The sequence below is a fragment of the Streptomyces sp. NPDC047130 genome, assembly GCF_040643475.1.
Taxonomy (GTDB): Bacteria; Actinomycetota; Actinomycetes; order Streptomycetales; family Streptomycetaceae; genus Streptomyces.
Map to the genome: position 1 here is coordinate 256,322 of NZ_JBEYUK010000002.1, position 22,173 is coordinate 278,494.

At 75.4% G+C, this 22,173-nt stretch carries 19 protein-coding genes; 10 read left to right on the forward strand and 9 right to left on the reverse strand.

Translation table 11 applies throughout. The annotated features are described in order from the left end of the window. Positions 1 to 25 precede the first annotated feature (25 nt). Complete coding sequence (locus tag ABZ836_RS03680; RefSeq protein ID WP_356135361.1) at positions 26 to 802, forward strand: ABC transporter permease; 777 nt, start codon at positions 26 to 28, stop codon at positions 800 to 802. Positions 803 to 866: 64 nt separating this feature from the next. Here ABZ836_RS03680 and ABZ836_RS03685 read toward each other — a convergent pair whose 3' ends face one another. The 3 genes from ABZ836_RS03685 to npdG all read right to left on the reverse strand — a co-directional run bounded on the left by ABZ836_RS03685 (position 867) and on the right by npdG (position 5,349). After that, entirely contained in the window at positions 867 to 4,307 is a 3,441-nt protein-coding gene (locus ABZ836_RS03685) for a BTAD domain-containing putative transcriptional regulator (protein ID WP_361138897.1), read from the reverse strand. Between the two features lie 35 nt (positions 4,308 to 4,342). Continuing rightward, positions 4,343 to 4,531: a hypothetical protein gene (locus ABZ836_RS03690; RefSeq protein ID WP_356135322.1), complete on the reverse strand. Its 189-nt coding sequence runs from the start codon at positions 4,529 to 4,531 to the stop codon at positions 4,343 to 4,345. Between the two features lie 89 nt (positions 4,532 to 4,620). Next, on the reverse strand, positions 4,621 to 5,349 hold the full coding sequence (npdG, locus tag ABZ836_RS03695; protein WP_361138902.1) for an NADPH-dependent F420 reductase: 729 nt from the start codon (positions 5,347 to 5,349) through the stop codon (positions 4,621 to 4,623). Positions 5,350 to 5,488: 139 nt separating this feature from the next. Between npdG and ABZ836_RS03700 the strand changes: the two genes are divergently transcribed. Continuing rightward, positions 5,489 to 6,121, forward strand: a complete 633-nt coding sequence (locus ABZ836_RS03700) for a hypothetical protein (protein WP_356135326.1) — start codon at positions 5,489 to 5,491, stop codon at positions 6,119 to 6,121. A gap of 181 nt (positions 6,122 to 6,302) precedes the next feature. Here ABZ836_RS03700 and ABZ836_RS03705 read toward each other — a convergent pair whose 3' ends face one another. Then, entirely contained in the window at positions 6,303 to 6,533 is a 231-nt protein-coding gene (locus ABZ836_RS03705) for a hypothetical protein (RefSeq protein ID WP_356135328.1), read from the reverse strand. Between the two features lie 79 nt (positions 6,534 to 6,612). Between ABZ836_RS03705 and map the strand changes: the two genes are divergently transcribed. After that, positions 6,613 to 7,470 (forward strand): type I methionyl aminopeptidase, encoded by an 858-nt coding sequence (map, locus tag ABZ836_RS03710; RefSeq protein ID WP_356135330.1) that lies wholly within the window; start codon positions 6,613 to 6,615, stop codon positions 7,468 to 7,470. 58 nt (positions 7,471 to 7,528) lie between these two features. Here the strand turns inward: map and ABZ836_RS03715 are convergent, their stop codons facing one another. Together ABZ836_RS03715 and ABZ836_RS03720 are read right to left on the reverse strand one after the other, a co-directional pair. Continuing rightward, on the reverse strand, positions 7,529 to 7,822 hold the full coding sequence (locus ABZ836_RS03715; protein WP_356135332.1) for an STAS domain-containing protein: 294 nt from the start codon (positions 7,820 to 7,822) through the stop codon (positions 7,529 to 7,531). Beyond that, entirely contained in the window at positions 7,819 to 12,159 is a 4,341-nt protein-coding gene (locus ABZ836_RS03720; RefSeq protein WP_361138907.1) for a SpoIIE family protein phosphatase, read from the reverse strand. The genes ABZ836_RS03715 and ABZ836_RS03720 overlap by 4 nt, the downstream gene beginning before the upstream one ends. 225 nt (positions 12,160 to 12,384) lie before the next feature. Between ABZ836_RS03720 and ABZ836_RS03725 the strand changes: the two genes are divergently transcribed. The 3 genes from ABZ836_RS03725 (at position 12,385) to ABZ836_RS03735 (ending at position 14,733) form a co-directional block, all read left to right on the forward strand. Further along, positions 12,385 to 12,747: an STAS domain-containing protein gene (locus tag ABZ836_RS03725; RefSeq protein ID WP_356131139.1), complete on the forward strand. Its 363-nt coding sequence runs from the start codon at positions 12,385 to 12,387 to the stop codon at positions 12,745 to 12,747. 121 nt (positions 12,748 to 12,868) lie between these two features. Continuing rightward, positions 12,869 to 13,741 (forward strand): MEDS domain-containing protein, encoded by an 873-nt coding sequence (locus ABZ836_RS03730; protein WP_356131140.1) that lies wholly within the window; start codon positions 12,869 to 12,871, stop codon positions 13,739 to 13,741. Further along, complete coding sequence (locus ABZ836_RS03735; RefSeq protein ID WP_361138911.1) at positions 13,738 to 14,733, forward strand: sensor histidine kinase; 996 nt, start codon at positions 13,738 to 13,740, stop codon at positions 14,731 to 14,733. Before ABZ836_RS03730 ends, ABZ836_RS03735 begins: the two co-directional genes overlap by 4 nt. Positions 14,734 to 14,893: 160 nt before the next feature. Here ABZ836_RS03735 and ABZ836_RS03740 read toward each other — a convergent pair whose 3' ends face one another. Further along, positions 14,894 to 15,439 carry a DoxX family protein gene (locus ABZ836_RS03740; protein WP_356131144.1) on the reverse strand — a complete coding sequence of 182 codons (546 nt, stop codon included), beginning with the start codon at positions 15,437 to 15,439 and terminating at the stop codon, positions 14,894 to 14,896. Between the two features lie 203 nt (positions 15,440 to 15,642). On the opposite strand from ABZ836_RS03740, the gene ABZ836_RS03745 reads away from it, so the two are divergent. Then, the gene (locus ABZ836_RS03745; protein WP_361138914.1) at positions 15,643 to 17,283 is read left to right on the forward strand and encodes an alkaline phosphatase D family protein; all 1,641 of its coding nucleotides are present in this window, start codon (positions 15,643 to 15,645) and stop codon (positions 17,281 to 17,283) included. 97 nt (positions 17,284 to 17,380) lie between these two features. Here the strand turns inward: ABZ836_RS03745 and ABZ836_RS03750 are convergent, their stop codons facing one another. Continuing rightward, positions 17,381 to 18,373 carry a Gfo/Idh/MocA family oxidoreductase gene (locus tag ABZ836_RS03750; RefSeq protein ID WP_356131148.1) on the reverse strand — a complete coding sequence of 331 codons (993 nt, stop codon included), beginning with the start codon at positions 18,371 to 18,373 and terminating at the stop codon, positions 17,381 to 17,383. A 199-nt stretch (positions 18,374 to 18,572) separates the two neighbouring features. On the opposite strand from ABZ836_RS03750, the gene ABZ836_RS03755 reads away from it, so the two are divergent. Together ABZ836_RS03755 and ABZ836_RS03760 are read left to right on the forward strand one after the other, a co-directional pair. Beyond that, the gene (locus ABZ836_RS03755; RefSeq protein WP_361138918.1) at positions 18,573 to 19,595 is read left to right on the forward strand and encodes a small ribosomal subunit Rsm22 family protein; all 1,023 of its coding nucleotides are present in this window, start codon (positions 18,573 to 18,575) and stop codon (positions 19,593 to 19,595) included. A gap of 105 nt (positions 19,596 to 19,700) precedes the next feature. After that, positions 19,701 to 20,429 carry a bifunctional DNA primase/polymerase gene (locus ABZ836_RS03760; protein ID WP_356131152.1) on the forward strand — a complete coding sequence of 243 codons (729 nt, stop codon included), beginning with the start codon at positions 19,701 to 19,703 and terminating at the stop codon, positions 20,427 to 20,429. A 48-nt stretch (positions 20,430 to 20,477) separates the two neighbouring features. Here the strand turns inward: ABZ836_RS03760 and ABZ836_RS03765 are convergent, their stop codons facing one another. Continuing rightward, positions 20,478 to 21,437: a hypothetical protein gene (locus ABZ836_RS03765; RefSeq protein ID WP_361138921.1), complete on the reverse strand. Its 960-nt coding sequence runs from the start codon at positions 21,435 to 21,437 to the stop codon at positions 20,478 to 20,480. Positions 21,438 to 21,527: 90 nt separating this feature from the next. Between ABZ836_RS03765 and ABZ836_RS03770 the strand changes: the two genes are divergently transcribed. Beyond that, the gene (locus tag ABZ836_RS03770; protein ID WP_356131554.1) at positions 21,528 to 22,172 is read left to right on the forward strand and encodes a PhzF family phenazine biosynthesis protein; all 645 of its coding nucleotides are present in this window, start codon (positions 21,528 to 21,530) and stop codon (positions 22,170 to 22,172) included. The last annotated feature ends 1 nt before the right edge of the window (position 22,173 follow it).

The window sequence follows — 22,173 nt, forward strand, 5'->3', positions numbered from 1 at the left end:
GGAGGCCGACGTCCGCGACGACCGGATCGGCCTGCGCGGGCATCTGCGCCACACCGGGGCGCTGGTCCGCCGCAACCTGCTGTGGATCAAGCAGGACCCGGAGTCGATGTTCGACGCCCTGCTGATGCCGATCGTCTTCACCCTGCTGTTCGTCTACGTCTTCGGCGGGTCCATCGGCCAGTCGCTGGGCGGCGGGCGGGACGAGTACGTCCAGTACCTGGTGCCGGGCATGCTGGCGATGATGGGCCTGTCGATGTCCATGTCGGTCGGCACCGGCTTCAACCAGGACTTCGAGAAGGGCGTGATGGACCGGTTCCGGTCGCTGCCCATCGGGCGCGGCTCGGTCATCTTCGCCAAGATCCTGGTGGAGATGCTGCGGGTGCTGCTGGCGACCACCGTGCTGCTGGTGGTGTCGGTGCTGGTCGGTTTCGACATCACCGACTGGCCCGGGCTGCTCGCCGCGGTCCTGCTGTCGATGCTGTTCGCCTCCTCGCTGATGTGGGTGTTCATCGCGATCGGCGTGACGGCGAAGAGCGCGCAGTCCGTGCAGGCCATGGGCTTCCTGGTGATGATGCCGCTGCAGTTCGGCTCCTCGCTCTTCGCCCCGACGGCGTCGATGCCGGGCTGGCTGCAGGCGTTCGCCGACTGGAACCCGCTGTCCGCGCTGGCGGACGCCTCGCGGGCGCTGATGGTGGGCCACGGCGAGGTGGCCCGGGACCTGTGGGTGACGCTGGGCTGGACGGCGGTGCTGACCGCGGTGATGGCCCCGTACGCGATCCACAAGTTCCGCACCCGGAACTGACCTCCGCCGCGCCCGGCCGCCGCGCGGGACACCGAGGGTCACACGCGCGGGTCACACGCGGCGGTCACACGAGGGCCGCGGCCTCCTCCTCGGAGAGGCCGCGGCCCTCGGCGTAGGCGGACTCGTACGCGGGCCCGCCGAGGGCCGCGCGCAGCACCGCCGTGGCGTGGTCAGCCAGCCGCCGTTCGGCGACCCCGACGACGTGGTCGTCGGGCAGGGCGGCGGTCGCCGCGCCGAAGCAGCGGGCGCCGTCGGCGGCACGGCGTCCGGCGTCCGCGGAGGCGAGGGTCACGGCCGCCACCGTCAGCAGGAAGGAGCGCATGTGCGGGGCGATCGTCCGGGACAGCACCTCGCCCGCCCCGGCCAGCGCGCCGCGCACCCGCTCCAGGGCCTCGGCGGGCCGGCCGTCCATCACGTCGAGGAGCGCCTCGGTGCCGGTGATGAACGCGTCGAAGACGACGAACGGGGCCGCCGGGAACTCCTCGCGGACCTCCCGCAGGTGCCGGCGGGCCTCGGCGACGCGGCCGGTGACGCCGAGCCAGCTCGACAGGATGATGCGGGCCGCGGGGCCCGCCTCCTGGCTCCCGGTCTCCTGGGCGGCGATGACCTCGCGCAGCAGCCGTTCACCGCGTTCGGGGCGGTCCGTCTCCAGCAGGACGGCCCCGAGCCGGGCCCGCAGGACCTCCCGCTGGGCGCGGGCGCCGAGCAACCCCACCTGTTCGACGGCCTGCCGGTAGTCGTCGGCCGCCTGCTCGAACCGGCCGCGGCGCTCGTTGGCGGCGCCCCGGGCGCACAGGCCCTCGGCGATGCTCCACACGTCGCCCAGGCGGCGGCAGATCTCCAGCGACCGGTCGGCGTCGGCGACGGCGTCGCCCTTCCAGTCGGGCCGGTTGGCGATCAGGTTGGCCCGGGTCTGGAGGGCGAGGGCGTGCTCCCAGGCGTGGTCCGGGCGGTCGGCGGTGGTGCGCACGGCGGCGTCGACGATCTCCGGGAGCCGGTCGACCTGGCCGGTGAGCAGCACCGCGAAGAACCACAGGGTGCCGGGGTTGCGGCAGACCTGGGGCATGCCGGGCCGGTACACGCGGGCGATGACCCGCAGCTTCTCCTGGGCCTCGGGGTCCTGCCAGGCCTCCAGCTCGCCCTGCATGTCCATGCACGCCAGGTGGATCAGGTGCACGCCCCGCCGCGCCTCCTGGAGGGCCTCCCCGGTGAGCGGCGGGGGCCTGTCGGTGCCGCGTTCCCACAGCGGGCGGGCCTCGGGCGCGTCGGGGGCGAAGGGGTTGGGGCCGAGGGCGAGGACGGCCGTGCTCCACTGGCGGGCCTCGCCGCGCAGTCCGCGGATCTGCCAGAACCAGAACAGGGAGAGGACCAGGTACAGGGCCTCCTGCTCGTCGCGTTCGGCGACGGCGGTGCGCAGCGCGGTGCGCAGGTTCTCGTACTCGGTCTCCAGCCGTCCCACGGCGGTCACCTGGCCCTCGCCCCGGAGCAACGGGTCGGTGGTGCGGGCGAGTTCGCGGTAGTGGGTGAGGTGGGCGCGGAGGACGGCGCGGTGCTCGCCGGCCTCCTCCAGGCGTTCACGGGCGTACTCGGCGACCGTCTCCAGGAGGCGGTAGCGCATGGCGCCGTCGTCCGCGGGGGACGCCACCACGAGGGACTTGTCGACCAGCGAGCCCACGGCCTCCAGGGCGGCCGGCCCGCAGACCGCCTCGGCGGCCTCCAGGTCGCACCCGCCGGCGAAGACGGACAGGCGGCGCAGCACGGCCCGTTCCTGTTCGTCGAGCAGGTCCCAGGACCAGTCGACCACCGCGCGCAGGGTCTGCTGGCGGGGCAGGGCGGTGCGGCTGCCGGCGGTGAGGAGGCGGAAGCGGTCGTCGAGCCGGTCGGCCATCTGGCGGGGGGTGAGGACCCGCAGGCGGGCGGCGGCGAGCTCGACGGCCAGCGGCAGGCCGTCGAGGCGGCGGCAGATCTCGGCGCACGCCTCGGCCGTCTCCGCGTCGGCGTCGACCCGGAAGCCGGGGCGGGCGGCGGCGGCGCGGTCGGCGAGCAGGCGCACCGCCTGGGGCTCGGGCAGCGGCTCCACGGGGCGCACCAGCTCGCCCGGCACGCCGAGGGGTTCCCGGCTGGTGGCCAGCACGGTCAGGTGCGGGCAGCGGGCGAGGAGTTCGTCCGCGAGGCGGGCGGCGGCGTCGATCACGTGCTCGCAGTTGTCCAGCACGAGCAGCATCCGGCGGCGGGAGCAGTGCTCGGTGAGCCGCCGCAGCGGGTCGTCCTTGCGGTCGGCGGCGGTGCGTATCTCCTCGGCCCCGGCGCCGTAGAGCACGGTCTCGCGGGCGCCGACGGCGGTGAGCACGGCCTCCGGGACGGCGGCGGGGTCGTCGACGGGGGCGAGTTCGGCCAGCCACACGCCGTCGGGCGCGAGGTCCGCGGCGAGGGTGCGGGCGGCCTCCTGCGACAGCCGGGTCTTGCCCGCGCCGCCGGGTCCGAGCAGGGTGACCAGCCGCGCCCCGGCGAGGTCGCGGTGGAGGGCGGCGACGTCGGCGTCCCGGCCGACGAAGGAGGTGAGCGGCGCGCGGAGGTTCCCGGCGGTGGTGGGCGGTGGCGTCCGGGCCGGGTCGCCCGGTCCGGCGGCGGCGCCGGGCCTGCTCCGTGCCGGGTCGCCCGGTCCGGCGGCACCACCGGCGCCGGGCACCCCGCCGGTGGTGCCGCCGCCGGTGGTGCCGCCGTCGGCGCGGCCGGACGGGGCGGGCGCGGGCGCGCCGGTGCCGTCCGGGTCGCCGCGCAGCAGGTCACCGCGCAGCAGGTCGGCGTGGACGGCGCGCAGGGCCGGGCCGGGGTCGGTGCCGAGGGTGTCGGCGAGGTGGCGGCGGAGCGCGTCGTAGGCGGCGAGGGCCTCGGCGGGGCGGCCGGTGGCGGCGAGGGCGCGCAGGCGGAGGGCCTGGAGGGGTTCGTCGAGGGGGTGGGTCTCGCAGAGCGCGGTGAGGTCGGGGAGGACGGCGGTGGCCTCGCCGAGGGCGAGCGCGGCGGCGGCGCGGGCCCGGCGGGCCTCCAGGCGGCGGGCCTCCCAGCGGGCGGCCTCGGCGCCGGGGGCGGGCAGGTCGGCGAGGGCGGGGCCGCGCCAGAGGGCGAGCGCCTCGTCGAGCGTGTCGGCGGCCTTGCCGGGGTCGTCGCCGTCCAGAGCTCGCAGTCCGTCGGCGGTGAGCCGTTCGAAGCGGTGCAGGTCGACGTCGTCGGGGTCGGCGGCGAGCCGGTAGCCGCCCTCCGCGGAGGCCACCGCCTGCGGGCCGAGGGTGCGCCGGAGCCGCCCGACCAGGGCCTGCAGCGCGCCCACCGCGTCGGCGGGGGGCTCCCCCGCCCAGACCTCGTCGACCAGGACGGCCGCCGGGACGGTCCGGCCGGGCCGCAGCGCGAGCAGGGTGAGCAGTGCGCGCAGCCGCGCCCCGCCCACCGCCACGGGCGTGCCGTCGGGGCGGGTGACCTGGGTGGGGCCGAGGACTCGGTAGCGCACGGCCCCATTGTCCCCCGGCCTCCGGAGGGGGACGGTCAGCGGGAGGCCGAGTGGCCGCGCTCCGCCTTGGTGCGCTTGTAGTAGTACCAGCACATGTTCGAGGAGAGGCCGGCCAGCAGCACCCAGACGATGCCCAGGCCCCAGGTGCCCTCGACGAAGGAGACGACGGCGGCGACCACGGACAGGACGCACACGACGAGGGCGTAGAGAGCGAGGCGGGGCATGGGTGCGCTCCTGGCGACGTGGTTCGACGGGGGACTGCTGTGCCTCCAGTGTCCCCCATGCCCCGGTCCGTGCCCCGCGCCCCCTCCGCTCAGACGTCGGTGAGTCGCAGGCCGGCGTGGGCCTTGTAGCGGCGGTTCACCGAGATCAGGTTGGCGACCAGCGCCTCCACCTGGTGGGCGTTGCGCAGCCGGCCGGCGAAGACGCCGCGCATGCCGGGGATGCGGCCGGCGAGCGCCTGGACGATCTCCACGTCGTCGCGCTCCTCGCCGAGGACCATGACGTCGGTCTCGATCTCGTCGATCTCCGGGTCCTTCAGCAGGACGGCGGACAGGTGGTGGAAGGCGGCGGTGACGCGGGAGTCCGGCAGCAGCGCGGCGGCCTGCTGGGCGGCGCTGCCCTCCTCGACGTCGAGGGCGTAGGCGCCCTTCTTGTCGAAGCCGAGCGGGTTGACGCAGTCGACGACCAGCTTGCCGGTGAGGTCCTCGCGCAGCGACTCGAGGGTCTTGGCGTGGCCCTCCCACGGCACGGCGACGATCACGATGTCGCTGCGGCGGGCGCATTCGGCGTTGTCGGCGCCCTCGACTCCGTGGCCGAGCTCCTCGGCGACGGCCCGGGCGCGGTCGGCGGCGCGGGAGCCGATGATCACCTTCTGCCCGGCGCGGGCGAGGCGGTAGGCGAGGCCCTGGCCCTGGTCGCCGGTGCCGCCGAGGACGCCGACGGTCATCCCGGAGACGTCGGGGAGGTCCCAGGGGTCCTTGGCGGGGGCCTTGCGCCCGGCGTTCTGCGGAGGGGTCTGTGCACTGTCGGTAGTGGTCATGCGCCTGACTTTACGTGCGGGCGGGCCCGGCACGGCGGTGGTGTGGGTCACGTCAGCGCGTGCCGCGGCGCCCGTCACTTCGGGGGAATCGGCGGCGAACACGGGGTCCCGGCCGACGCCTTGGGGCAGCATGCGCCGCATGGATGCGGTACGGGTGGCGCTGCTGCGCGAGGTCCTGGCGGGGACCGGGTGGCTGGACGCGACGCGCCGGTTCGCGGGCGTGCTGCGCGGGTCGGTGGTCTCGCACGGCGGGGGGCTGCTGCTGGTGGGCACGCCCGGCTACGAGCCGTGGCACCTGGCGGCGCACCTGGTGGACGAGGCGGCCTGGTCGGGCACGCCGGAGCTCTCGCCCACCCTGGTCCGGCACGCCGCGCGGACCTCGGACCCGGCGCACCTGGCCGTGGGGCTGGGGCGGCTGGAGGCGGCGCGGCGCGGGGAGACGCTGCTGGTGGTGGCCCCGGACGCGACGGGCGCCGAGCTGCTGGAGCGGGTGCACGACGCCCGGCGGGCCGGGGCGACGGTGCTGGCGCTGGCCGGGCCGGCGCCGGGTGAGGCCGAGGGCCACGCGGACCTGGCGGCGATGGCGCACGAGCTGCTCGGCCCGGTGGACGCCGGGGCCCCGGCCCCGGTGGACCTGGACACCGTGCAGCACCTGGTCAGCGCGGCGGCCGGGGAGAACTCGGCGGCGGCGCCGCGCGGGCGCCGCCGCTTCCGCGACCGCCTGGGCCGTCTCGCCGACCAGCTGACGGCCCCGCCCCCGCCGCGTTGGTGACCCCGCCCGCCCTTGCGGGTCCCGCTGTTCCACCGCCGGACCGGGGCGCCCGGCACCCCTCCGCACCACCCCGGTGAAGCCCGCCCGTCGGCCGCGGTTCAGGTGCCCGCACCCGCCGCCGCTCCGGTGGGCGGGCAGGTACGCGCCGGGGCCGGTGGTGTCCCGGTCGGGCCGTGGGGGGTCAGTCGTCGGTGTTGTCGCGGGACGGGGAGTCGTGCCACTTGGGGTCGTTCTCCCACTCGAGGTTGCGTTCGCGGGCGGTCTCCATGGCCTGCTGGGCCTCGCCGCGGGTGGCGTAGGGGCCGAACCGGTCCTTGGCCGGGCACTCCGGCCCCTCCTCGACCTTCTTGTGCTCCAGGCAGTAGTACCACTCGCCCGGCTTGCCCACCGTGCGCTTCTTGAACAGGGCCATGCTGTGCTCCTTCTCCTCCGCGGTCCTACGCCACCGGCGCGGGCCGGATCCGTATGCCCCGCTGGTTAGACTCGCAGGCATGTCTGCCCAGTCGCTGCTCGTACCAGGGGAGCTTTCTCCCACCCGATCCGTCCCCGGAAACATCAGGCGGCCCGAGTACGTGGGCAAGCCCGCGCCGACGCCGTACACCGGCCCCGAGGTGCAGACCCCGGAGACCGTCGAGGCGATGCGGGTGGCCGGCCGGATCGCCGCGCAGGCGATGGAGGAGGCCGCCAAGCACATCGCCCCCGGCGTGACCACCGACGAACTGGACCGCGTGGCCCACGAGTTCATGTGCGACCACGGCGCCTACCCGTCGACGCTGGGCTACCGCGGCTTCCCCAAGTCGCTGTGCACCTCGGTCAACGAGGTCATCTGCCACGGCATCCCGGACTCGACCGTGCTGCGCGACGGCGACATCGTCAACCTGGACGTCACGGCGTACATCGGCGGCGTGCACGGCGACAACAACGCCACCTACCTGGTGGGCGAGGTCGACGAGGAGTCCCGCCTGCTGGTGGAGCGCACCCGCGAGGCGCTGAACCGGGCGATCAAGGCGGTCCGGCCCGGGCGGCAGATCAACGTGATCGGCCGGGTCATCGAGTCCTACGCCAAGCGGTTCGGCTACGGGGTGGTCCGTGACTTCACCGGGCACGGCATCAACAGCTCGTTCCACTCCGGCCTGGTGATCCCGCACTACGACAGCCCGTACGCCACGACGGTGATGCGCCCGGGCATGACGTTCACCATCGAGCCGATGCTGACGCTGGGCACCCACGAGTACGAGATCTGGGACGACAACTGGACGGTCGTCACCAAGGACCGCCTGCGCACGGCGCAGTTCGAGCACACGCTGGTGGTCACGGACACGGGCGCGGAGATCCTCACCCTCCCGTGACGCCCCCGCCTCCCGTGACGCCCCGGCCCTGGGGGCGGCGGCCCTGGGGGCGGCGGCCCTAGGGCACACGGACCACCGCCAGCTCGGTGAGGCCGGAGTAGGCCAGCAGCGGCTCGAGCAGCGGCGGGACCACGATCTCGAGCCGGGCCGCGTGGGCGAACAGCACGCTCAGCCCGGCACTGTCGAGGTACTCCACGGCGGTGAGGTCGACCACCACCGGGCCGGTGGTGGACTCCGTCGCCTCCAGGGCACGGGCCAGGACCTGGGCGTTGCCGAGGTCGATCTCGCCGGCCACGGTCAGCAGCGGTCTCCCGCCCGGCCCGGTGCCGGGGGTCACGGTCAGCGGCGTCATCCTGCGATCCTCGTCCACATCCGAACCGTGGTCCCCGTCCCGCCCTGCGCGACGGAGACCTCCTGCATCATGGCGCGCATCAGCGCCAGCCCGCGCCCCCGGAAGGGGTCCGCCCCCGGCTCCGGCGGCTTCCACCGCCCGCTGTCCTCGACGACGAGGTGGATCTCGTCCGCGGTCGCCGCGGCGGAGAGCCGCACCGGCCCGCCGGGCAGGTCCCGGTGCCCGTGCTCCACCGCGTTGGCGCAGGCCTCGCCCGCGGCCACCAGCACCTTCTGGGCGAGCCCCGGCGGCAGGCCGCAGCGCTGCAGCCATCCGCGCAGCGTCCCCCGCGTCGTGGCCAGCTGCGACGAGTCGGCGGGGAAGGTCAGCTCCAGCGGGCCGGGGTGCCGGTACAGCAGCAGGGCCACGTCGTCGTCGTAGCCGTCCTCGGGGGCCAGCCGGTCCATCACCCGCGCGGCGAGCTGGTCGGCGGGCAGGTCGCGCCCCTCCTCGAGCGCCTCCGCCGCCAGGCGGATGCCCTCGCTCAGCGGGCGGCGGCGCCGCTCGACCAGGCCGTCGGTGTAGAGCAGCAGCGTGGACCGCGGGGGCACCACGCACTCGGCCTCGGGACGCTCGGCGCCGGGCCGCACGGCCAGCGGCAGCGAGCGGCCCTGGTCGAGCAGGGTCGTCCCGCCGTCGGGTCCGACGAGGATGCCCGGCGGGTGTCCGGCCCCGGCGTACACCAGCCGCCCGGTCTCCGGGTCGAGCACGCCGCAGAACAGGGTGGTGCAGAGCGCGCCGGGGACGCCGGCCGCGAAGTGGTCCAGCGCGGCCAGGGTCCGGGCGGGCCCGGCCTCCTGGAGCAGCAGCGCCCGGCAGGCGCTGCGCAGCTGGCCCATCACCGTGGCGGCCTCCAGGCCGCGGCCCACGCAGTCGCCGACGACGATGCCGGTGCGCCCGTCCGGCAGGGCGACCGTGTCGTACCAGTCGCCGCCGACCTCCAGGGGCGGCACGGCCGGCTCGTAGCGGACCGCGAAGCCCCGGGGCAGCCGGGCGGGGCCGAGGATGGAGCGCTGCAGGGCGAGCGCGGTCCGGCGGTCCTGGTCGGCCTGGTGTATGCGGGTCAGGCCCTGCGCGATCCGGCCGGCCAGCAGGGAGAGCAGCAGCCGGTCCTCGGGGGTGAACGGCCGCCGCGCGCCGAGGTCCACCCTCAGCACCAGCGGCCCCTCGGGGTGCTCCAGCACGACGTGGGCCCGGTTGCCCTCGGCGACCGGGGTGAGCGCCGGGTGGTCCCGCAGGGCGGAGAGGGCGGCGCGGTCCTCCTCCGGCAGCCCCGCCCAGCGGTCCACGGCCCCTTCGCCGACGGCGGCGACGCACGGCTCCGGGCGGTCGCCGAAGACGACGGCGAGGACCTGGCCGGCCCGCCACACACGGCGCAGCTCGTCCAGCGCGCCGGCCAGCGCCTCCCCGGGGCCGGTGGCCTGGGACAGCCGGAGTCCGAGCGCGGCCAGGGTGGCGTCCCGCTGGACGGCGTACTGCTCGGCGGTGACGTCGCGGAAGGTGCCGACGACGATCCGGCGGCCGGTGTCCGGGTCGCGGGCGCCGTTGCAGCTCACCGCGATCCAGATCCGCTGTCCGTCGCTGCGCTCGACGGGCAGGTCGCACCGTCCGGCACCGCCGGAGAGCGCGTCGCGGAAGGCCCGCCTCCACCGCTCGTGTGCCTCCCGGCCGGCCGCGTCGCCGGGCCGGGGCGGGCCGGGCAGGTCCTCGGGGCCGTAGCCGAGGATCTCGGTGAACGCGGAGTTGGCCTCCAGGAGCGTGCCGTCCTCGTCGCAGACGAAGAACGCCTCCTGCAGGGCGTCGACCAGGGCCGCCCGCCAGCGGGCGTTGCGGCCGCGGATCCGGGCCAGCTCGATGGCGGCCCGCACCCGGGCGAGCAGTTCGGCGGCGGCGAACGGCTTGACCAGGTAGTCGTCGGCGCCCGCCTCCAGCCCCTCGATGGAGGCCTCCTGCCCGGCCCGGGCGGACAGCAGCAGCACCGGCACGGCGGCGGTGCGGCTGTCGGCGCGCAGCGCGGCCACCAGGGCGAGGCCGTCCATGCCGGGCATCATCACGTCGCCGACCACCAGGTCGGGCTGGGCCGCGCGGGCCGCCTCCAGGGCCGCGGCGCCGTCGCCGACGGCCCGGACCCGGTAGCCGGCGCCGGTCAGCAGCCGGGTGAGGTAGCCGCGCAGGTCGGCGTTGTCGTCGGCGACCAGCACTCTGGCGCCCGCGGTCCGGCCGGCCGCCAGGGCGGGGGTGACGCCGGACTCCCGGACCTCGGCCGCCAGGTGGCCGGGGGTCCGCGCGGCCTCCTCGGAGAGCTGTCCGAGCGCCTCCTGCACGTAGGGGCGGGCGTCGGTCATGACCGACGCCGCGGCGGCGGGGACGAGGGAGCCGGGGGGCAGGTGCGCGGTGCCGAACCGCAGCCGGACGGTGAAGACGGTGCCGCGGCCCTCGGTGCTGTCGGCGGTGATGGAGCCGCCGTGCAGCTGGACGAGTTCCTTGACCAGGGCCAGGCCGATGCCGCTGCCCTCGTGGGAGCGGGCGCGGGTGGTGCGGATCCGGTGGAACCGGTCGAACAGCCGGGACATCTCCGCCGCGGGGATGCCCACGCCGGTGTCGGCGAAGGTGACGACCGCCTGGTCGCCGTCGCGGCGCACCGCCACCCTGAGGCCGCCGTCGAAGGTGAACTTCAGGGCGTTGCCGAGGAGGTTGAGGACGACCTTCTCCCACATGGAGCGGTCCAGGTGGACGGGTTCGTCCAGCGGCGGGCAGTCGACCTCCAGGGTGAGCCCGGCGCGTTCGACGGCGGAGCGGAAGACCCCGGCCAGGTCGGCGGTGGTGGCGGCGAGGTCGACGGGGGCGAAGGCGGCCCGCATCCGCCCGGCCTCGATCTGCGAGAAGTCGAGCAGGGTGTTGACCAGCCGGCCCATCCGCAGCCCGTTGCGGTGGGCGACGTCCAGTTCCTCGCGGATCCGGGGGTCGGCGGCCTCCAGCCGGCCGCGCAGTTCCTCCAGCGGGCCCATGATCAGGGTCAGCGGGGTGCGGAACTCGTGGCTGACGTTGTGGAAGAACGCGGTCTTCGCCCGGTCCAGCTCGGCCAGCTCCTCGGCACGCCGCTGCTGGGCCCGGTAGCTGCGCGCACTGCCGATGCCGGCGGCCACGTGCCCCGCGACCAGGTCGAGGAAGGACCGGTAGTCCTCGTCCAGCGGGCGGTACCGGTTGAGCGCCGCCACCAGGAAGCCGTACGGCTCGCCGCCCTGCCGGGGCAGCGGCACCAGCAGCGCCCCGGTGGGCGGCTCCTCCCACACGCCCGTGGGCGGCGGAGGGACCTCGGCCGACGGCCCGGGCGGGGCGGCGAGGTCCACGACCTGGGGGCCGTCGGCGGGTCCGGCCGCGGGCCAGGGCGCCAGGGCGCCGGGCGGCAGGCGGAGCGGTGCCAGGGGGTGGCCGGGCTCGATGCCGCTGGCGCAGGCCAGGCGGGCGCCGCGGCGGCCCCGGGGCGCGCGGGTGGTGCCGCCGGGGCCGGCGCCGGCGCCGGCCGGCCCGTCGCCGGTGCCGCCGGGCCCGGCCGCCTCGCCCACCTCGTCGCCCGCCTCGTCGTCCGCCTCGCCGACGGCCGCGCCGTCGGGTCCGCCGTCACGTCCCTCGTCAGGTCCCTCGTCGTCGAAGAGGTAGGTGAGGGTGAACGGCAGGTCCTGCGGGTTGCGGCCGAGCTGCTGGGCGGCGAAGTCCAGCATCTGCTGCTCGGTGCGCACCACGCTGGGGTCCGAGCCGAGGTCGCGCAGGGTGGCCATCCGCCGTTCGCCGACGACCCGCTCGGTCTCCTCGGTGACCACGCAGAGCATGCCGACGACCGCGCCCGCCTCGTCGCGGAGCGGGCTGTAGGAGAAGGTGTGGTACGTCTCCTCGGGGTAACCGGATCGTTCGAGGAACAGCTGGAGCCCTTGGTCCCAGGTGGCCCGTCCGCTGGTCAGGACGGTGTCGATGCGAGGGCTGACGGTGCTCCAGACCTCCGCCCACACCTCACGCGCGGGCCTGCCCAGGGCCCACGGATACTTCTGCCCGAGCGTGTCGTGCCGGTACGCGTCGTTGCAGAAGAACGTCAGCTCCGGACCCCAGGCCATCCACATCGCGAACCGGGAGGAGAGCAGGATGCTCACCGCCGTGCGCAGGCTCTGCGGCCAGCCGGACGGGGGCCCCAGCGGGGTCGCCGCCCAGTCGACGGCGGCGAGGTCGCGCCCCACCTCCGGATCGGCGGCGAACACCTCGGACCCGTCCGGCGCCGTGTCGCCGTCGGGGAAGGAGCGTGCCATGGGCGGGCCTTTCGTCTCGACCGAGTGCCCCGTGCCGGCGACACGTTCGACGCCGGTCTTCACGGGAACCCCACACACATTCCACAGGCTTCGTAGGATAAGCCGAACCCATGGCATATTCCGGGTCGGATTTCCGGCCCGGACGGCGGTCGCCGCTCCCGGGGGCACCACCGGGCCGTCGGCTCCTGCAGTCCATCCGATCCGCGCCACCCCCCAGGAGACCCGGTGACCACGACCGACCCCGTCCTGACCGTCGACCGGCACACGCACCCCTCGGGCGCCGTCGTGCTGCGGGTGACCGGCGAACTCGACCACCACACCGCCGGAGCCCTGCTGGGCGAGCTGGACGGCCTGGACCTCGCCCGGACGGACGGCCTGGTGATCGACCTGTCGGGACTCTCCTACTGCGACTCCACCGGCATCACGGTGCTGGTCACCGCCCACCACCGCGCCGAGCAGGCCGGTTGCCCGCTGGGGCTGGCCGGACTGGGGCCCGAGCTGCGCCAGATGTTCGAGACGGTGGGGCTGGACCACATCTTCACGTTTCATCCCGATGTGGACCGCGCGGTGACCGTCCTGCAAAATTGAGCCGTCCGGCCCCGTTTACCACAGCCCTCACGGGGCATCGGACTGCTCTGCACTTCGTTATCCTGCCGGGGCAGGCGCCCCGGTGGCGCGACGGGACACGGGCTCCGAGAAGGACGGACAGATGGCCATGACCTCCACGGCCGACGTTCCCGTGCCGGTGTCCCCCGCGCACGGGCGGCACAGCGGTGTCGTCTTCTCCGACGACCGCGAGTGGGCCGGTCACCTGGTGGCCTTCGTCCGCGCCGGGCTGGAGCGCGGCGAGCAGGTCCAGTACTTCTCGGACACCACCGACCCGGACCGGGTGATGGGCACCCTGGCGTCCGCCGGGGTCGACGCGGCGCGGGCCAGCGCCGAGGGACGGCTGGTGGTCACCACGGCGGCGCACACGTACCTGTCGGGCCCCGCCTTCGACCCGGACGCCATGATGGGCCTGTGGCGACAGGCCATGGACAGCGCGCTCGCGGAGGGACACCGCGGGCTCCGGGCGATCGGCGAGATGGCCTGGGGAGCGCGGGACGTGAAGGGGGCGGACCGGCTCCTGGAGTACGAGCTCCGTCTCCACCACGAGGTTTTCGAACCGCTTCCGCTCACCGCCTGGTGCTTCTACGACCGCCGCCGGATCCCCCCGGAGCTGCTGGCCGTGCTGGCCGGCGCCCACCTGGACCGCCGCGGCGGACCCGCCCCGTGCCCCGCCCTGCGGCTGGAGCCGCTCGGCGGCCGTACCGGCCTGCGCCTGTCCGGCTCCGCCGGGTACGACACCCGGTGGACGGTCCGCTCGGCGGCGGCCGTGGTGGCCGGCTCGCCCGGCGGGGACGTGGAACTGGACCTGTCCGCCCTCCGGCACCTCGACATAGCCGCCCTGGTGACGCTCGTCGAGGCCGCACGGCGCCGTCCCGCGGGACGGCTGCGCCTGCTGCACCCTCCCGCACCCCTTCGACGGCTCCTCGGACTGTTCCCCGAACTCGGGGCCGCTGTGGAGATCGCCGAGCGATGACGACACACAGCCGAACCACCACGTACTTCCGGCAGCCGCCCGGCAGAGGGCCCGGCTCCGGGTTCTTCCACCCTGCGCTCTTCTACCGCTCCGAGGACGAGTACCTCGACGGCGTGTGCCGGTTCGTCCGCACCGCCGTGCAGGCCCGCGGCGACCACGCGCTGGTCGCCGTGCCCGGCGCCCGGCTGGAGCGGCTGCGCGAGCTCCTCGACGACCCCGAGGAGCGCGTCACCTGGCTCGACATGACGGAGGCCGGGCGCAACCCCGGCCGCATCCTGTCGCAGTTCCGCGAGTTCGCGGACCGGCACGAGTCCTCCGAGTCCCGGCCGTGCATCGTGGGCGAGGCCCTGTGGGTGGGCCGGGGACCCGCGGAGACCCGTGAGGCGCTGCGGCACCAGGCACTGGTCAACGTCGCCTTCGCGGGCCGCCGGGTCAGCGTGCTGTGCCCGTACGACGCCCGCCTGCCGGAGGAGGTCCTGGTCCAGGCCCGCCGGATCCACCCGGTGGTCACCGAGGAGGGCACCCGGCGGATCAGCCGCGACTTCGCCGACCCGCTGGACGTCTGCCGGACCTTCGACACCCCGCTGCCCGAGCCCACCGACCCGCTGGTCGTCGAGTTCGGCGAGCACCAGCTGTCGCTGGTGCGCGGCGAGGCCGAGGACTGGGCGTCCCGCTGCGGGCTGTCCCCGGCGCGGCGCACCGACTGGCTGCTGGCCATCGGCGAGGCCACCGGCAACTCGGTGCGGCACGGCGGCGGGCAGGGCACGCTGCGGATGTGGCGGGCGGAGAACTCCCTGGTCGCCGAGATACGTGACGCCGGGCGGCTGACCGACCCCCTGGTGGGCCGGCGCCGCCCCGACCCGCGCTCGCCGCACGGCGGCCGCGGGGTGTGGATCATGCACCAGCTCTGCGACCTGGTCGAGATGCGCGCCGAGCCGCGCGCGCTGGTCCTCCGCCTCCACATGGCGGTGAACCCCCCGCCCGGCACCTGATCCTCCCGCCCCGACCGGGCGGCGCCCCGGCCCGGCCCGGCGCGGCCCGGATCCGGCCCGCGCCCGGCCCAGGTCGGGGCGTGGACCGAAGCCGGCGGGACCAGGGGCCGAAAGGCTGGAAGGCCGGAAGACCAGGGGCCGAAGGCCGGAAGATGCCTGGTCAGGCTTCGAAGAGGGGGTCCTGTTCGCCCTCGGCCTGCTTCCTGACGCGGCGGTTGCGGCTGCCCACCACGTACGCCGTCGCCGCGCCCACCGCGGCGAACACCGCCGGGAGCATCCAGTCCTTGTTGAACGCGTGCCCGAAGAGGTGGTCGAGGGAGATCCGCCCGGGCCCGGTGACGGCGAGGCTCGCCGCGGTGAGCCCCAGCGAGGCCGCGTACTCGTAGCCCCCGCTCTGGGCGAAGAAGCCCTGCGGGGCGTGCACCGCGGCCGCTCCCGCCATCGCGCCGGCCGCCGCCGCCCCGGCCGCGGGGGTGGCGAGCCCCAGCGCCAGCAGCACCCCGCCGCCGGTCTCCGCGGCGCCCGCCATCGTGGCGCTCGCCCTGCCCGGGGTGTAGCCGATGGACTCCATCCACTGTCCGGTGCCCTCCAGCCCGTGGCCGCCGAACCAGCCGAACAGCTTCTGCGACCCGTGGGCGGCGAGCACCCCGCCGGTGCCCGCCCTCAGCAGCAGCAGACCGAGATCACGCCGGTCGAAACACGTCACGTCGACTCCTTGGGACCGATGACCGCTACGGACCGGTCCCGAGTCCCCCCGTTTCCGCCGTTCCACCCGCGCACGGGTGTGATCACAGGGGGTCATGGGGAGGTTACCCAGCCGTCATGTGCATGTCGTGTGCTCAACAACCGGGGGTCGTCCTGTCCCGTTCGAATGCCTTCCGCACCCCGCCACCGTCCCGGAAGGCCACCATGACCACGCCTGCCCGCCCCTCGTCCCACTCTCCTGAACTCCGCGCCGCGGCCGGCGCGTTGGGACGCCGAAGATTCCTGACGAGCACCGCCGCCGCGGCCGCCCTCGCGTTCGCCGTCAACCTTCCCGCGGCCGGCACCGCCGCGGCCGACGAGCTGGAGCCGGCCCGGCTGGCCGAGGACCCGTTCACGCTGGGCGTGGCCTCCGGCGACCCGCTGCCGGACTCGGTCGCGCTGTGGACCCGGCTGGCCCCCCGGCCCCTCGACCTGGACGGCGGGCTGCCGGCCCGCCGGGTCTCCGTGCGCTGGGAGCTCGCGCACGACGAGCGGTTCCGCCGCGTCGTGCGGCGCGGCCACGCCTGGGCGCACCCGGAGTTCAACCACGCGGTGCACGTCGACGTGCGCAACCTGCGGCCGGGCTCCGTGTACTACTACCGCTTCCGGGCCGGCGACTGGATCAGCCCGACCGGCCGGACCCGCACCGCGCCCGGGCACGGCGCGCGGGTGGACGCGCTGCGCTTCGGCCTGGTCTCCTGCCAGCGCTACGACCAGGGCCACTGGACCGCCTTCCGCCACCTGGCGGGCGAGGACCTGGACGCGGTCTTCCACCTCGGCGACTACCTCTACGAGTACGCGGTCAACGCCCGGGCGGGCGGCCGCGGCTACACGGACCGGGTGATCCCGGCCCACTTCGACCACGAGACCGTGACGCTGGAGGACTACCGCCTGCGGTACGCCCTCTACAAGTCGGACCCGGACCTGATCGCCGCGCACCTGGCGCACCCGTTCGTGGTGACCTGGGACGACCACGAGACGGAGAACAACTACGCGGGCGGGAACCCGGAGAACTCCGTCGCGCCGGAGGAGTTCCTGCTGCGCCGGGCGGCCGCCTACCGGGCGTACTGGGAGAACATGCCGCTGCGCGCCGCGCAGCGCCCCGAGGGCCCGGACCTCAGGCTCTACCGCCGCATGCACTGGGGCGACCTGGCCCAGTTCGACGTCCTCGACACCCGCCAGTACCGCACCGACCAGGCGAACGGGGACGGCTGGAAGACGCCCACCGCCGAGTCCGAGGCCGAGTCGATGACGCTCACCGGCGCGGAGCAGGAGCGGTGGCTGGTGGACGGGTGGCGCCGCTCCTCCGCGGTGTGGAACGTGGTGCCGCAGCAGGTCACCTTCAGCCGCCGCAACAACCCCGCGGCGGGAAACACCACGCTGTCCATGGACTCCTGGGACGGCTACCCGGCGTCGCGGCGGCGGGTGCTGGAGGGGTGGAAGGCGTCCGGCCGACAGAACCTGATGGTGCTCACCGGCGACGTGCACGTCCACTACGGGCTGGAGATCAAGGAGGACTTCGACGACCCGGCCTCGCGGACGCTGGGCACGGAGATCGTCACCACCTCCGTCTCTTCCGGCGGGGACGGGGCGGAGCGGCCGGCCAACTGGGCGGGGTACCTGGAGCGGAACCCGCACCTGCGCTTCTACAACGGGCTGCGGGGCTACACGACGGTGGAGCTGGGGCGGCGGGCCGCCGTCACCCGGTTCAAGACGGTCCCGCGGGTCACGGTGCCGAACGCGCCCCTGACCGTCGCCGCCACGTACGTCACCGAGTCCGGCGACCCGGGCCTCAACCCGGCGTGACGGTCACCGGGGGGGTCGGGGGGGTTCGCCGGGGTGTGACGGTGCCGCGGCGGGTCCGGTGGCGTGCGGTCGCCGCCGGGCCCGCCGCGGGCGCGGGTCATTCCCCGGGGTAGCGGACGCCGGTCCGGGCGCGCACGGTGTCCAGGGTCCGCATCACGGCGAGCGTCGCGTCGAGGGGGACGAGGGGCGACTCGGTCTCCCCGGCACGGATCGCGCGCATGACCTCCAGCGCCTCGTGCCGGAAGCTGCTGCGCAGCCCGTCGCCCGCGGCGAGCGCGAACTCCTCCGGCTCCCGGCCCTCACGGTGCAGGACGAACCGGTCCGCCTGGAAGAAGCCGTCGGGGACGTCGATCCGCCCCCGTGTGCCGGTGACCGACGCGGTGGTCCCGGTCGCCCCGACGATGGAGCAGTGCACCAGGGCGAGAGCACCGCTCTCCCATCCGAGCACCGCTCCGGTCTGCAGGTCCACGCCCTCCGGCGACAGCACCGACTGCGCCGTCACCCGCGCCGGCTCGCCCAGCAGCATCTGCGCGAAGGCGATCGGGTAGACGCCGAGGTCGAGGAGCGCGCCGCCGCCCTGCTGCGGGTCCCGCAGCCGGTGCGCCACCGGGAACGGCCCGGCCAGTCCGAAGTCCGCCTGCACCGTGCGGATCTCGCCGATCGCCCCGTCGTCCACCAGCTGCTTCATCCGGCGGACCAGCGGGTTGCACGCGGTCCACATGCCCTCCATCAGGAAGCGCTTGCGCTCGCGCGCCAGCGCGACCAGTTCCTCCGCCTCCCGCAGGTTCAGGGTGAAGGGCTTCTCGCAGAGGACGTTGCGCCCGGCTTCCAGGCACAGCCCGGCGGCGGCCCGGTGCGCGGTGTGCGGGGTGGCGACGTAGACGACGTCGACCTCCTCGTCCGCGGCGAGCGACGCCCAGTCGCCGTAGGCCCGCGCTATGCCGAACCGTTCCGCGAAGGCGTCGGCCGACTCCTGGGAACGGGACCCGACCGCCACCAGTTCGGCGTCCGGCAGGTCGACGAGGTCGCCCGCGAAGGCCGCCGCGATCCCGCCCGTGGCCAGAATTCCCCACCGCACCGTCTCAGCCATTCCGGCCGCTCCTCACTCCGTGACACCGTCGGACACCAGCCCTGGCGGAGAGCATAGATCGCGTGCCGGGCCGCCCGGCGAGGACGGCCCCGGCGTCTCACAGGGCGGGCAGGGACGGGCGGGCGGGGACGGGCGCGCCGGCTCCGGGCCCTCGCGTCCGCCGGACCGGGCGCCCCCGGCCGGCTGCGACAATCGTGGGGTGAACATCGCGCCGTCCTCCGCCGAGACCCTCCGCGCCGCGCTCGCGGAACTGCTCGACGGGCTCCCTCCTCGCCAGGCCGCCCAGGCCGTCGACCGGCTGATCGCCAACTACCGCGGCGAGACCCCGACCGACGCCCCCATCCTCCGCGACCGCGCCGACGTCGCGGCCTACGCGGCCTACCGGATGCCGGCCACCTTCGAGGCGGTGAGCTCTGCGCTGGCGGCGTTCGCCGACGCGGTCCCCGGCTGGACGCCCGCCTCCCACGTGGACGTCGGCGGCGGCACCGGCGCGGCCACCTGGGCGGTCACCGCCGCCTGGGACGGCGTGCGGCCGGTCACGGTGCTGGACTGGGCGGAGCCCGCGCTCGCCCTCGGCCAGGAGCTGGCCGCGGCCAACCCGGCCCTCGCCGAGGCGCGCTGGCAGCGCTCGCGTATCGGAGCGGCGCTCCAGATCGAGAGCACCGATCTCGTCACGGTCTCCTACGTCCTGGGCGAGCTCACCGGGAAGGACCGCGCCCATGTCGTGGACGCCGCCGCCGGCGCCGCCCGCTCGGTGGTCGTCGTCGAGCCCGGCACCCCGGACGGCTACGCCCGGGTGATCGCCGCCCGCGACCGCCTGATCGCGGCGGGCTTCCGCGTCGCCGCCCCGTGCCCGCACAGTGCCGCCTGCCCGATCGTCCCCGGCACCGACTGGTGCCACTTCTCCGCCCGGGTCAGCCGCTCCTCGCTGCACCGCCGGGTGAAGGCCGGCTCGCTGCCCTACGAGGACGAGAAGTTCAGCTACGTGGCCGCCACCCGGCTGCCTGTGACGGACCTCTCCCCCACCCCCGCGCGGGTGGTCCGCCGCCCGCAGATCCGCAAGGGGCAGGTGCTGCTCGACCTGTGCGAGGCGGAGGAGCAGTTGCGCCGCCACACGGTGACCAAGCGCCACGGCGACCTGTACAAGGCCGCCCGGGACGCGGACTGGGGCGACTCCTGGCCGCCCGCCGAGCCCGGCAATTACCATGAAATCAGGCAATGACCTCCGATCCGAGCCTCAGGCGTGTTCTGCCCGGCCCGCCCGGAGGCACGTGACGGTGGGACCATGGGGCATGCTGTCCGCACCATCGGCGAGGCGAGGGGATAGATGAGCGCGACGTTCGGCGGCCGTCCCGGCCGGCAGAGCAGGATCTCCCAGTGGCTGCGCGGACGGCGTCCGCCGGAGGCCGCCGGGGCGGAGGACCGCGAAGCCCTGCTCCTGGCCGCTGCGTCCGCGGGGCTGCCGCTCGCGCCCGCGGCCCATCCGGTCGGCTACCGGTGCTCCTGCGCCCGGGTGGGCTGTCCGACGCCCGCCCGCCACCCGGTCTCCTTCGCCTGGCAGACCCAGTCCACCACCGACCCCGCCCAGGTCGAGCGCTGGGCCCAGGGCGACCCCGAGGCCAACTTCATCACCGCCACCGGCATGCTCCACGACGTCCTGGACGTGCCGCTGGCGGCGGGCCGCTCGGCGCTGCAGCGCCTCCTGGAGAGGGGCGTCGAGGTCGGGCCGGTCGCCGAGAGCGACGACGGCCGGATGCTCTTCTTCACCCGGACCCGCGGCACGCCCGAGGACGAGGACGAGTGGTGGCCCTGCGAGCTGGACAGCCACCCCGAGACCGACGAGGACCACCCCGGACTGCGCTGGCACTGCCGGGGCTCCTACGTCCTGGTGCCCCCGGCCCGGCTGCCGGGCGACGACGGCCGCGCGGTGCGCTGGCTGCGCGGCCCGGAGCACCCGCTGCCGGAGCCGCTGACCCTGCTCGAGACCCTCACCGACGCCTGCGAGCGGTACGGCGACGAGGAGCCGGCCGGCGCGGTCTGGCCCCTGCAGCGCTGACCCCACCCCCGGCAGCGTCCCGGCACCCACGCCCCACCGTGGGGCGGGTCACTCCCCGCGGGCCGCGGTGAGCCCGGGGACCCGGCCGAGGAAGACCACCTGACCGCGGCGCGGCACCCGCACGGCCTGCTGCGACACGTACTCCATGGTCAGCGTCTGCCCGACCTCGCCGGTGGTCAGCGCCCGCACGTCCGCGTTCTGCAGCGGGACCTCCGTGCCCGGCGCCGCCGTCAGCTTCTCGAAGTGCCGTGTCGCGAAGAACACCAGTGCCCCGCCGTCGACGGTGCGCAGGCCCAGCGGCGCGTAGTCGCCCGCCACCAGCGGCTCGTCCTTGAACTGCCGGACCAGGCCCGGCCGCTTCTCGTTCTTCTCCCGCTGCTCGCGCACCACGCTGGTGTGCGGCCCCTCCGCGAAGGTCTCGCCGCCCTCGCCCAGGTAGTCGGCGTACGCCCGGCTCAGCCTGGACGGGGCGACGGCCAGCGCGTCGCCGCCGACGGCCGGTTCCGCGTAGCCCTGCTCGTCCTTGCGGAACTCCGGCACGTCCGCGGGGTTCAGCAGCGTCAGGTAGGCCGCCTGCCAGGGCTCCTCCCTGCGCTCCTTGACGAAGACCAGCATCCAGCGCGCGTCGCCGCCCTTGTTGGCCTTGGCGTCCACCAGGAACCAGCGCGGCCAGCCCGCCTTGGCGGGGATGGTGTACCGGGCGTCGGTCAGCTCCAGCGGCTCGTGCCGCTCGTTGCCCTGCGGGTGGTTGGCCTGGCGCGCCTTGAGGCGCGCCCCGTCTATCGCCCCGAAGGCTCCGGTCACCCGGTCCTCGTCGAGGCTGGGGTCGTACGCCTTGTCGGCCGCGTTGTAGGCGTCGGTGAACGCCCTCAGCGCCCCGCCGGCCTCGTCGGGCGTGGCGGCCGGCAGGACCTCCCGCTCGCCGTGCACCACGACGCACCCGCTCACGGTCAGTGCCAGGGCCGCCGCGGCGGCCGGCAGGACGCGACGCCCCCACGTGATCGACAACTCGCCTTCTCCTTCCGGCTTACGCAGCGGCACCCTACCCGTGCCGGGCGGCGCGCGCGGGCGGTACCCGGGGATGCTTGAATGCGCGACGTGACTCCTTACGACGTGCTCCGGGTGTTCTGCGACGCCGGACGCGGCTACGGCAACGAACTGGCCGTGGTCCGCGACGGGTCGAAGATCCCCGGCGAGACCGAACGGCAGGCGATGGCCGCCGAACTCGGCTTCAGCGAGACGGTGTTCGTCGACGACCCCGAGCGCGGCGTGATCGACATCTACACGCCGTCCCTGCGGCTGCCGTTCGCCGGCCACCCCTGTGTGGGGACCGCCTGGCTGCTGGACGTGCCCGAACTGGTCACCGCCGCCGGTGAGGTGGGCGTGCGCCTGGACGGCGAGTTCACCTGGATCGAGGCCCGCGCGGAGTGGGCGCCGCCGCGCGTCCTGCGCCAGTACGGCTCCGCGGTGGAGGTGGACGCCCTGGAGGTGCCCGGGAAGGGCGAGTGGATCTACGCCTGGGCCTGGGAGGACGAGGCGGCGGGGCGGGTGCGCGCCCGGGCCTTCCCCGGCCGGGACGACGGCGTCGACGAGGACGAGGCGACCGGGGCGGCGGCGCTGCTCCTCACCGACCGGCTCGGCCGGGCCCTCAACATCACCCAGGGCCTGGGCTCCCAGATCCTGACCGCGCCGCAGCCGCACGGCTGGGTGGAGATCGGCGGCCGCGTCGTCCTGGAGCGCTGAC

Excerpts from the sequence above, each read along its gene's own strand:
- ABZ836_RS03690 (WP_356135322.1), bottom strand. The coding sequence starts at position 4,531 with ATGCCCCGCCTCGCTCTCTACGCCCTCGTCGTGTGCGTCCTGTCCGTG.
- npdG (WP_361138902.1), bottom strand. The coding sequence starts at position 5,349 with ATGACCACTACCGACAGTGCACAGACCCCTCCGCAGAACGCCGGGCGC.
- ABZ836_RS03700 (WP_356135326.1), top strand. The coding sequence starts at position 5,489 with ATGGATGCGGTACGGGTGGCGCTGCTGCGCGAGGTCCTGGCGGGGACC.
- ABZ836_RS03705 (WP_356135328.1), bottom strand. The coding sequence starts at position 6,533 with ATGGCCCTGTTCAAGAAGCGCACGGTGGGCAAGCCGGGCGAGTGGTAC.
- map (WP_356135330.1), top strand. The coding sequence starts at position 6,613 with ATGTCTGCCCAGTCGCTGCTCGTACCAGGGGAGCTTTCTCCCACCCGA.
- ABZ836_RS03715 (WP_356135332.1), bottom strand. The coding sequence starts at position 7,822 with ATGACGCCGCTGACCGTGACCCCCGGCACCGGGCCGGGCGGGAGACCG.
- ABZ836_RS03720 (WP_361138907.1), bottom strand. The coding sequence starts at position 12,159 with ATGGCACGCTCCTTCCCCGACGGCGACACGGCGCCGGACGGGTCCGAG.
- ABZ836_RS03730 (WP_356131140.1), top strand. The coding sequence starts at position 12,869 with ATGGCCATGACCTCCACGGCCGACGTTCCCGTGCCGGTGTCCCCCGCG.
- ABZ836_RS03735 (WP_361138911.1), top strand. The coding sequence starts at position 13,738 with ATGACGACACACAGCCGAACCACCACGTACTTCCGGCAGCCGCCCGGC.
- ABZ836_RS03745 (WP_361138914.1), top strand. The coding sequence starts at position 15,643 with ATGACCACGCCTGCCCGCCCCTCGTCCCACTCTCCTGAACTCCGCGCC.
- ABZ836_RS03750 (WP_356131148.1), bottom strand. The coding sequence starts at position 18,373 with ATGGCTGAGACGGTGCGGTGGGGAATTCTGGCCACGGGCGGGATCGCG.
- ABZ836_RS03760 (WP_356131152.1), top strand. The coding sequence starts at position 19,701 with ATGAGCGCGACGTTCGGCGGCCGTCCCGGCCGGCAGAGCAGGATCTCC.